6 protein-coding genes and 1 tRNA gene are annotated in these 10,797 nt (G+C 64.9%); 5 read left to right on the top strand and 2 right to left on the bottom strand.

What is annotated here, in order from left to right:
* The coding region (locus VN461_14125) for an IS110 family transposase (GenBank protein HXB55919.1) at positions 1-845 on the bottom strand (845 nt) is incomplete at its 3' end.
* A 1,143-nt stretch (positions 846-1,988) separates the two neighbouring features.
* On the opposite strand from VN461_14125, the gene VN461_14120 reads away from it, so the two are divergent.
* The 5 genes from VN461_14120 (at position 1,989) to VN461_14100 (ending at position 10,602) form a co-directional block, all read left to right on the top strand.
* A complete protein-coding gene (locus tag VN461_14120) occupies positions 1,989-2,255 on the top strand; it encodes a hypothetical protein (GenBank protein ID HXB55918.1) in 267 nt (88 codons plus the stop codon).
* Complete coding sequence (locus VN461_14115; protein ID HXB55917.1) at positions 2,252-5,248, top strand: PAS domain S-box protein; 2,997 nt, start codon at positions 2,252-2,254, stop codon at positions 5,246-5,248. The genes VN461_14120 and VN461_14115 overlap by 4 nt, the downstream gene beginning before the upstream one ends.
* Positions 5,249-5,257: 9 nt before the next feature.
* Positions 5,258-5,650, top strand: a complete 393-nt coding sequence (locus VN461_14110) for a response regulator (GenBank protein HXB55916.1) — start codon at positions 5,258-5,260, stop codon at positions 5,648-5,650.
* Complete coding sequence (locus VN461_14105; GenBank protein HXB55915.1) at positions 5,647-9,303, top strand: response regulator; 3,657 nt, start codon at positions 5,647-5,649, stop codon at positions 9,301-9,303. Before VN461_14110 ends, VN461_14105 begins: the two co-directional genes overlap by 4 nt.
* 213 nt (positions 9,304-9,516) lie before the next feature.
* Entirely contained in the window at positions 9,517-10,602 is a 1,086-nt protein-coding gene (locus VN461_14100) for a response regulator (GenBank protein HXB55914.1), read from the top strand.
* 112 nt (positions 10,603-10,714) lie between these two features.
* Here VN461_14100 and VN461_14095 read toward each other — a convergent pair.
* Positions 10,715-10,791: transfer RNA gene (locus VN461_14095), tRNA-Arg, on the bottom strand.
* Positions 10,792-10,797: the final 6 nt, after the last annotated feature.

The raw sequence follows: 10,797 nt of genomic DNA, 5'->3' as shown, positions 1-10,797 counted from the left end.
CTCGAATACTCGCGTGGGGTGAGGCCCAGGTAGCTGGCGAAGTGACGGGCGGAGGGGAAGCGGCGCAGATCCCCCACGAAGCCGACCAGCGCGGTGGCGATGATCAGACCGATGCCGGGGATCTGCATCAAGCGCTCGACCTCCGGCAACTGGCGGGCGAGCGCGCCCAGCTCGCGCTCGACAAGGTCCAAGCGCCGTTCGATTTCGCGAATCTCCTGGCAGGCCTCGGCGAACAGAGTGCGCAGCGGCATCGCCAGCTCGGAGTCGGCGTCCTCGATCAGGGCCCACACCGCAGGCACCACTTCGTTGGCTCCGACTCGAATGAAGACTCCCTGCTCGCGCAGCAGCCCACGCAAGGCGTTCAGGCGCGCGGTGCGCTGAGCCATCCATCCCTCGCGCAGTCGGTGCAGGGAGGTGAGCACCTGTTGTTCTGGCGTCTTGACCGGCACCGGGCGGATCTCGCCGTTGCGATAGGCGTCCACCAAGGCCTTGGCATCCGCGCGGTCGGTCTTGTTGCGCCGTACGAAGGGGCGAACTTGCCCCGGGGGCAGCAGGACCACGGCGTGCCCGAGCTCTCGCACCTTGCGCGCCCAGTAGTGGCAAGTGCCGCACGCCTCCATGATCACGATCGCCACTGGCAGTTGGGCGAAAAAGGGCAGAAACTGGTCCCGCGTCAGGCGCGGGTGATCCTCGAAGCGACCCGGGCGGCGGGAGATGGCGAGCTGGAAGATTGCCTTTGCGAGATCGACCCCAACCAGAGTATCGTTCAGTTGGACTCCTCCTTTTGCTGTGACAGGCAGCGACTTTGGCACATCGATGCCGATCAAGTCGCAGGAGGAGTCCATTCCATCATTGAAGCTGGCAGGCGCCCCAGCGGCCGCACCGCTGCAAGGACGTCGTCGCGCACTTGCAACCCGCAGAACAACCCCAGAGCCTTTTCTCGATCCCGAATGTTCTGTAAGTGATGGTGCGCCCAGGCTGATTCGAACAGCCGCCTACGGTTTAGGAACTCGCTCCGCGAGACATCCCAGGAGGTCCCCGGAGGTAGAAGCGATCTTGAGAACGAGAGAAAGCCGGAGGACGATACTCCGTGAGACCCGCTCAGGCCGGACGAGATAGTAGCAGCGTGGTAGCAGGTTACCGTTTCAGCGCAGTCCAGCAATCAAACCCTGAGGCACCGGTGCGGCTGAGGGTTCGCCATGCTGGCCAACCGAGGAGGCAGAGTCATAGGGGAGTTTACGTGACTGCTGACCGCCCGGAGGTCGGACCAGGCCAGCCCATCGAACAGGCCCGGCCGAGAACCGGTTCCCACGAGATCCTCAAGAGGATCCTCGACGCCATCTGTCGTGCCCTGGCCCGAACTTCCGGCCTCAGGTTCGGCGCTGACCCGCTGGCTCCGCCTGCGAAGGCACGATGTGGTGGCCGGCCCGCGCGCGATAGTCGTGGCAGGCAAAGGTCGGACATCTGGGCCCTGACCGGGGCGCACTGTTCGTACTGTGGGGAGCCGGGCCCTTTGATCGGGGCCTTCTGGGAGGTCGTCCCTTGTTTGGGCGGTTGGTGGTCTTGCCAAGGAACATCACGCCGCCGTACGCCGCGGCGATTGTCGGTGCACAGATTCCTCAAGCAATGCAGAGAGGTATCTCATCGCTTCGCGAGGTTAACCAACCGTTCGCAGCGCAAGGCTGGCGCCCAAGATCTCACGGCCGCGGTGTGCCCGTTCCTTGGGCACCGCCGAGCAAGGTCTCAAGTTCCATACCGAAGCCTGAACTAGGCCTCACCTAGCGCGCGCGGCGTAAATCGGAGCCCCTCAAGGCCGTCGGGGTTTCCCCTCTTGACACAGCGCACTTCCGCTGTAAAGTTTGTTAAGGGACGGCGCTCGGCTCAGAGTGAAGTGACTGCCCCTCCCGAATCCCTCCGGGGTCAGCCGATTGGCTTCGCTTCTATTGGGAAGCCATCCAAGGCGCGCGCGCCCCTCAGCAGGAGGGGCTATGCCTCGGGAACACCGGAACCCGCGTCCCAAGATCGGCCCGCCACACCGCTTGGCACGGGAGTTGAACCTCCTGAAAGCCAAGTTCCGCGGCCTCCTGGAGGACGCGCCCGACGCCATGGTCATCATGAACCAGGCCGGGCACCTGATACTCACCACCGCCCAAGCGGAACGGCTCTTCAGGTGGAGATGCAACCAAGGGTCAAGCGTGCTTCATAGCAGTCCCCGCCCCCAACCCGTGAACCTCGCCCCCTGTGAGGACATATGATCCCGGATCCGCCGACGATCGATCCGGAAGTCCTACAGCACTTCATCGGCGCTCTCGTCGTCGTCACACCCGAGGGCGAGATCCTTTCGTGGAATCGGGGGGCCGAGATCTTATTTGGATATTCCGAGCAGGAGGCGACGCATCGATCGATCTTCGATTTGATCATCCCTCCGGAGCGGGCGACAGAGACGCGGGAGCAGATCCAAAAGGCGGCCGCCATGGGTGCCGCCGTATACGAATCCGCCCGCGTCAGGAAGGACGGATCGACTGTGCCCGTCGCCGTGTCACTCCGACCCGTGAGCGACGCCCAAGGCCGAACATTGATCGCGAAGAACGACCGCGACATTTCTCACCTTGCCTACTTGCGCCAGTCGCAGCGCCTGGACGCCAAGTTCCGCGGGCTGCTGGAGGCCGCGCCGGATGCGATGGTCATCATGAACGAGGACGGGCGGCTGGTCCTCGTGAATGGCCAGACGGAGAGGCTCTTCGGGTACACACGGGAGGAGCTGCTCGGAGCACCCGTCGAGATGCTCGTTCCGGAGCGTTTCCGCCCGAACCATCCGGCCCATCGGCGGGGGTACTTCCGCGACCCGAAGCCGAGGCCGATGGGCAAGGGCCTCGACCTGTCGGGACGGCGCAAAGATGGCACCGAGTTTCCCGCCGAGATCAGCCTGAGCCCGATGCAAATGGACGAGGGCACGTTCGCCACTGCCGCCATCCGCGATGTCAGCCAGAGGCGGCGTGTCGAAGCCAAGTTCCGCGGGCTCTTGGAAGCGGCACCGGACGCGATCGTAATCGTGAACCGGCAAGGACGCATCGAGCTGGTCAACGGCCAGGTAGAAAAGCTCTTCGGGTACCAGCGAGATGAGCTGCTCGGCCAGGAAGTCGAGATTCTCGTGCCCGAGCGTTTCCGCCCGAAGCATCCGGACCACCGCCGTCAATTCTTCGGCGATCCGAAGGTCCGCGACATGGGCAGGGGCATGGAGCTCTACGGGAGACGCAAGAACGGAACGGAGTTCCCGGTCGAGATCAGCCTCAGCCCGCTGGAGACCGAGGAAGGCGTCCTGGTCTCGAGCGCGATCCGGGATATTACGCAGCGGAAGCGGGCGGAGGAGAAGTTCCGCGGGCTCTTGGAAGCGGCACCAGACGCGATCGTCATCGTGAACCGGCAAGGACGCATTGAGCTGGTCAATAGCCAGGCCGAGAGGCTCTTTGGCTACCAACGGGAGGAGCTTCTGGGCCAGCAAGTAGAGATGTTGGTCCCCGGGCGCTTCCGTGCGAAGCACCCCGACCACCGAACGCAGTTCTTCGCCGACCCTAAGGCGCGCGGCATGGGAGCGGGCCTTGAGCTTTATGGCTTGAGGAAGGACGGGAGCGAGTTCCCCGTGGAGATCAGTCTGAGCCCCCTGCAGACCGAAGAGGGCGTCCTGGTCTCGAGCGCCATACGTGACATCACCGAGCGCAAGCGCCTCGAGCAGCAGCGCCACCGGAGCTTGCAAGAGGCCAACCGCCTAAAGAGCGAGTTCTTGGCCAACATGTCCCACGAACTGAGGACTCCGCTCAACGCCATCATAGGCTTTGCCGAGCTGATGCACGACGGTAAGGTCGGGCCCGTCCTGGCCGAACAGAAGGAGTTCCTCGGCGACATCCTGACCAGCTCCCGCCACCTCTTGCAGCTCATCAACGATGTGCTGGACCTCTCCAAGATCGAAGCGGGCAAGATGGAGTTTCGCCCGGAAGTGCTCGATATCGAAAAGGTAGTGACCGAAATCCGAGACATCCTCCGCAGCCTTGCCGCGTCAAAGCGGATCACGGTCACCCTCCAAATCGCCCCCGGGATAAGCCCCGTCGTCCTGGACTCCGCCAAGCTCAAGCAGGTCCTCTACAACTACCTCTCGAACGCGCTGAAGTTCACGCCCGAAGGCGGCACCGTAACGATGCGTGCGGCGCCCGAAGACGCCGACGCCTTCCGTCTGGAAGTGGAGGACACCGGGATCGGAATTCGCGCCGAAGACCAAGATCGCCTCTTCGTCGAGTTCCAGCAGCTCGATGCGAGCACGACGAAGAAGTACGCGGGCACAGGTCTTGGGCTCGCATTGACGAAGCGGATCGTCGAGGCCCAGGGTGGACGCGTCGGCGTCCGGTCCCGCCCCGGCGCAGGCAGCGTGTTCTTCGCGATCCTGCCCCGTTGCGGCGAAGCGACCACGGCCGTGCCCATAAGGGACACCCCTCTAACAAGCACGTTGCCGAGGATCCTTGTCATCGAGGATGATCCGCGTGATCAGCAATGGCTAGTGCAGACGCTGTCGCGCGCCGGGTATGCCGTCGAGTGCGTGGCGACGGGGGCGGCGGCTATCACCCGGGCCCGGGAGCAGGCCTTCAACGCAATCACACTCGACCTTCTGTTGCCCGACGTCGGCGGCCACGAAGTCCTCCGGGCCATCCGCACCGAGGGGCCGAACCGTCAGACCCCGGTGATCGTCGCGACCGTCCTGGCCGACAAAGGGTTCTCCGCCGGCTATCACGTTGCCGACTTTCTCATCAAACCAGTCAGCGCCGAGGAACTCCTTGGCGGGCTCGCGCGAGCCGCTGTGACGGCAGCCGGCAGCCGGCCAGTCCTGCTCGTGGACGACGATCCACAGGCATTGAAGCTGGCGGAGCGCAGTCTTCGCGATGCCGGCTTCCGCCCCGTCTGTAGGAGCGATGGCGAGAGCGGCCTCGAGGCAGTGGAGCAGGAGGTGCCCGCCGCCATCGTCCTCGATCTCGTGATGCCTGGAATGAATGGCTTCGATTTTCTCGAGCTTCTGAGACGCAAACCGGGCGGCATCGGCATTCCCGTGATCGTCTGGACAGAGAAGGACATCAGCGATGCGGAGCGGCGGCGGCTCGCGGCTACCGCGGAGAGCGTCGTCTTGAAGGGCGAGGGGGCGGGATCGCTAGTCGAGGTCCTGGGGCGACTCGTTGCTCCGTCTCTCCGCCCGCCGACTGGGTAGGGGGCTTCCGTGGCCGGTGAGCCGATCTTGATCGTGGACGACAACCCAGCCAATCTGAAGCTGGCGCGAGTGGTGCTCAGCCGCGAAGGCTATGAAGTAAGGACGGCGGCGGACGCTGAGGACGCGCTAGTGGCCCTCCGGACCTTCCGTCCCCGCCTCATCCTGATGGACCTTCAACTGCCCGGCATGGACGGCTTTGAGCTGACGCGGCGGCTCAAGGCCGATCCGGCAAGGAGCGGCGTCGTCATTCTTGCCCTCACTGCCTACGCGATGAAGGGTGACGAGGAAAAGGCTCGGGCCGCCGGCTGCGACGGCTACATCGCCAAGCCCATCGACACTCGGGCGCTGCCCGGAGTAGTCGCGGGCTACCTCGCGGGGGGGGGGAGTGTGCCCTCAGCATGACCTCCCCCACCATCCTGCTCGTGGAAGACAACCCAATCACCCGCAAGATGCTGCGGTTCGCCCTGGAGGCCGAGGGCTACGACGTCGTCGACACGGCAGATGGCCGCGCCGCCCTGGAAGCGTCCGCCGCTCGCCGCCCCGACCTGCTCGTTCTGGATTTTGTGCTGCCGGACACGGACGGTCTCCGGCTCCTGGCCGAGATCCGGAGCCGCACAGCCGCCCCAGAGCTCCCAGCCATCGTCGTTACCGGCATGGTGTCTCGCCTGGAGGAGCTGCAGGCAGTGAGCGGCGTCTCCACCCAGTTCCTCGCCAAGCCGGTGGAGCCCTCGCGGTTACTCGAGGTCGTTCGCTCCCAGCTGTCAGCCCCCGAGGGCCAAGCTTCGGGCAGGCGCGTCCTGGTCGTCGACGACGAGCTCTTGAACCGCAAGCTCGCCTCCTTCCGCCTCAAGCAAGCGGGGTACGAGGTGGAGATGGCGGCGGGGGGCGCGGAGGGCCTCGAGCTGGCCCGACGCCGGCCGCCGGATGCCATTCTCGCGGATGTGATGATGCCATCGATGGACGGCTTCACGTTCTGCGGCGAGGCCCGCCGTGAACCTGTTCTCGCCGCCATTCCGATCGTCCTCGTCTCATCGGCTTACGTGGACGAAGCGGACCGGGATCTGGCCCGGAAGATGGGAGCTAACGCGCTTGTGGTCCGCACGCCGGACTTGCGGGACGCCGCCGCCGCGCTGGACGAGCATCTTCGCCGGACCGGACCTCCCCCCGCGATCGTGAGCGACGCGCGGGTCACCGCCCTCCACCGGGAGCGGCTGCAAGTCCAGCTCGAGCGGCAAAGCGCCCGCAACGAGGTCCTGCTGCGACAGGCTGCCATCCAGGCCACAGCGCTCTCGATCATCCGGGGCCTCTCTGAAGTGCTAGCGCAGCCGAAAGACGTGACGCAGATCATCGGGGACGTCCTCGTCCACTGCCTCGACGCGGCTGGCCTCTCGACGGGACTGCTCTACCTCGCGGATCCGGGCGGCGGCCGTCGCCTCCAGGCGCAGTTTGGCATCCCGGCGGATCGGAAGGCGGACGCCGAGGTCTGCTTCGGCCATCCCGAGCTCATCCGCCGGATCGTAGAGGGAGGGCACGCGGTCGCCTTCTCTGCCGGGACCGCGTCTGCAGATCCGGACATGCGCGACTTTCTGGCCCGCCTCGGCCAATCCTCAGCACTCGTCGTGCCCTTTGTCGTCCTCGGCGAGACCTTTGGGGAGCTGGTCCTGGCGTCCGACAGCCATGATCTCTCGGAGAACGCCTGGACAGGCTTCGCCCGTACCCTCGCCCTGCAGTTTGGCCAGACCGTCGCCCTCGGCCAGTCGCTCAATCGCGCCGCCGCCTCGGAAGGACGGTATAGGGCCCTCATGGAACAGGCCAAGGACGCAATCTGCGTCCTGAACCAGGAGGGCGTGATCTTGGAGGCCAATCACCAGATGGAGAGGCTCCTCGCCCTCCCCCACGACCGGCTGATCGGCCGGCACATCTCCGACTTTGCGCCCTTCCCAGTGGTCGAGACGCCCGAGAACGTCCGGCAATTCCAGGAGACGGTGGCCTCAGGCGGAGGCCGTAACGAAAACGTCCTCCTCCGCCGCGGCGATGGAGCCCTGGTCGAAGTGGACTTCTCAATGTCGGTGAACGAGATAGAAGGGAAGGCGTATGTGCTGTCCATCGGGCGCGACGTCACCGAGCGGAACCGGGTCGCGGCGGCGCTCCGGGACGCCCAACAGCGCCTCCATCACCTCGTCTCCTCGAGCCCGGCAGTGCTCTACTCCCTGCGGGTCGAAGCCGAGAAGTTGATCCCCACCTGGGCGAGCGAAAACATCGAGCGCCTCAGCGGATACACCCCAGAGGACGTCACCACTCCAGACTGGTGGGACGAGCGCGTTCATCCGGCCGATCGCGCGGGCGTCCTTGCCCAGCTCCCGATACTCCTGTCGAAGGGCTATGTGGTCCGGGAGTACCGCTTCCGATACAAAGACGGCACCTACGGCTGGATCCGTGACGAGCAGGTCTTGATCCCTGACGAGAGGGGGCAGCCCGAGGTGGTGGGTTCGTGGTCCGACGTGACGCCGCGGAAGGACGCCGAGCTCAGGCTACAGCAAAGCGAGCAGCAATACAGGCTGCTCTTCGACAGCAACCCACATCCGGTGGCCGTCTTCGACCAGGAGACCTTCGCTTTCCTTGCGGTTAATGACGCCTCCCTGCGGCACTACGGCTACTCGCGAGACGAGTTCCTGGCCATGACCGTCAAGGAAATCCGAGTGCCCGAGGAGGTTCCCGCCCTGTTGACCGACTACGACCGCAGCCGCGACAAGACGGGCGATGCCACCTATCAAGTTCTCTCCTCAACGAGGCACCGCAAGAAGGGCGGCTCGGTGATTGAGGTAGAGATCGCGGCCAGCCCGATCACCTTCCAGGGCCGGCCGGCGTGGCTGGCGCTCGTGTCCGACGTCACCGAGAAGCGGAGCCTCGAGGCCCAGCTCCTCCAGTCACAGAAGATGGAGTCGATGGGGCGGCTGGCCGGCGGCGTCGCGCACGACTTCAACAACTTGCTCGGCATCATCACCGGCTACGCCGGCTTGATGCGTAAGAGCGTCTCCGCAGACCCGCGTCTCGCGAAGTATGTCGACGACATCGTCAAAGCCGCCGAAAGGGCGGCCGGACTAACCCGCCAGCTCCTGGCCTTCAGTCGAAAACAGGTGCTCCAGCCACGGATCCTCGACTTGAACGCAGTGGTGGGCGAAACAGAAAACATGTTGCGGCGGCTGATCGGCGAGGACATCCAGCTCCTTACGGTGTGCGACGACCAGCTGGGACCGGTGAGGGCAGACCCCGGGCAGATGGATCAAGTCCTGATGAACCTGGCCGTGAACGCCCGCGACGCGATGCCGCGGGGAGGGCGGCTCACGATCGAGACCGGCAACGTCGCCCTGGACCGGACGTACGCAGGCCGTCACGCGGGCGTCGAGCCGGGCCGGTATGTGATGCTGGCCGTCAGCGACACCGGCCACGGCATGACCCCTGAGGTCCAAGCCCGGGTCTTCGAGCCGTTCTTCACGACCAAGGAGCTCGGCAAGGGTACGGGGCTCGGGCTCGCGACCGTGCACGGGATTGTGAAGCAGAGCGGCGGGCACATCTGGGTCTACAGCGAGCCGGACAATGGCACAACGTTCAAGATCTACCTGCCCCGCGCCGACGCGCCCGAGGCAGATGCCCAGACGCCACCGCCGGCCGAAGGCGAGCTGCCACGAGGCTCGGAGACGATCCTGCTCGTCGAGGACGAAGCGAGCCTGCGAGGCTTCGTTCGGGAGTGCCTCGAAGCCGCCGGATATACCGTCCTCGAGGCCCGTCACGGGGTGGAGGCCCTGAAGATCAGCCAGCGCCACCCCGCTCCTGTCCACCTTCTGCTGACTGACGTTGTCATGCCGCTGATGAGTGGACGAGAGCTGGCTCAGGAGATACGGGCCTCGCGGCCGGAGGTCCGCGTCCTCTACATGTCGGGCTACACTGATGACGCCGTGGTTCTGCATGGCGTGCTCGCGGCAGACATGGCGTTCCTTCAAAAGCCATTCACGGCCGAAATGCTCGCGCGTCGGGTCCGCGAAGTGCTGGACTGACCGACGAGCAGAGTGGACAGCCGGGCGCCAAGGTCGTACGTCAGCGGCCTGTCGGGATCTGTCGTTGGTGACTTCTCTAGGGTAGATCAAGCATTCAGTGACGCGATTTCGGCCGGCATAGGGGCACAGTCCTCCTGCGCGATCAGACTGACAGCCGCACTTGGCACGGCCAGGGGGATCGGCTCTAATACTTCGGAACTGAGGGCGCCCAGAATGGCCCGGTTGTTGCTCATTGACGACGACACGCAGCTGGGCAACGTCTTTGCCCACATTCTTGGCGAGGCTGGCCACGACGTCATCCAGGCGGCCAGTGGCCCCGCGGGCATCGAGGCCGCGCGGCGCGCGCGTCCGGACTTGGTGCTCTGCGACGTGACTATGCCAGGAATGGACGGATATGCGGTACTTGCGGCGCTTAGGGCAGACTCACGTTTCGCCTCGACACCATTCCTGTTCTTGACCGGATTGCCCGCGGAGTATCACGCCCGAGCCGCAATTAGCATGGGCGCCGACGACTACTTGACCAAGCCCGTTTCTGACGAGGATTTGGTCAAGGCGGTGGAGGCCCGGCTTGCACGTCTCGATGCCACCCGCCGTGACGCGGACCGGCGAATCGATGAGATCCAACGCAACCTGGCTTTCCTGCTTCCGCACGAACTCCGTACCCCTCTCACCGTGATCCTTGGAGGGAGTGAGCTCCTGCGGGACTTGTGCGATGAACTGGCACCCAAAGAGGTCGCGGAGATGGCAACCGCGATCAACAAGGCCGGACAACGCCTGAACCGGATGGTTGAGAACTACTTGTTGCACGTGGGCCTGGAACTCAAACGGCTGGGCACGGCAGGGCTAGATGCTCTTGCATTCTCTGGCCGTTGCGGGGGTGACCACGTGGGCAACAGTGCCCGGGACCGCGCCCGCGAGCACGGTCGAGACCAAGACCTAGATCTCACCCTAGCGGGTGTGGACCTGCCCCTCGCTCCGTTGTACGCGGGCAAGATCGTGTCCGAGCTTGTTGACAACGCGCTCAAGTTCAGCGACGCGGGCAAGCGAGTCCTGGTGGCTTTGGGAGCAGTTAGGGGACGGGTTGCGCTGGAAGTCGTGGACCATGGCCGCGGGCTGACGGCCGACGAGATCGCCCAGGTAGGAGCGTTCCGTCAGTTCAATCGGCTGGTCTTGGAACAGCAGGGATCGGGGCTGGGGCTGACTCTCGTCAGGGCAATCGCGGAAGCGTCCGGCGGAACGCTCGAGCTCTCCAGCACGCCCGGGCAAGGGACTATCGCTCGCGCTAGTTGGCCGCATTGAGGCCCCGAGGTAAGCCTCCGTTCTCACTCCTCGGACCATGTCAGCTGTTTGGCGTCCGGTAGCCTTACGCCGGCGCTAGCCTTGAAGCGTTTGCGGGAGTTGTTGACGGAGTTGGTGCGCCCAGGCTGATTCGAACAGCCGACCTACGGTTTAGGAAACCGTTGCTCTATCCTGCTGAGCTATGGGCGCTTTATT

The organism is Vicinamibacteria bacterium (assembly GCA_035570235.1).
In the GTDB taxonomy this organism is placed as follows: Bacteria; Acidobacteriota; Vicinamibacteria; order Fen-336; family Fen-336; genus DATMML01.
The sequence above is the reverse complement of the archived record's forward strand: the minus strand, read 5'-3'. Positions and strand labels throughout refer to the sequence as shown.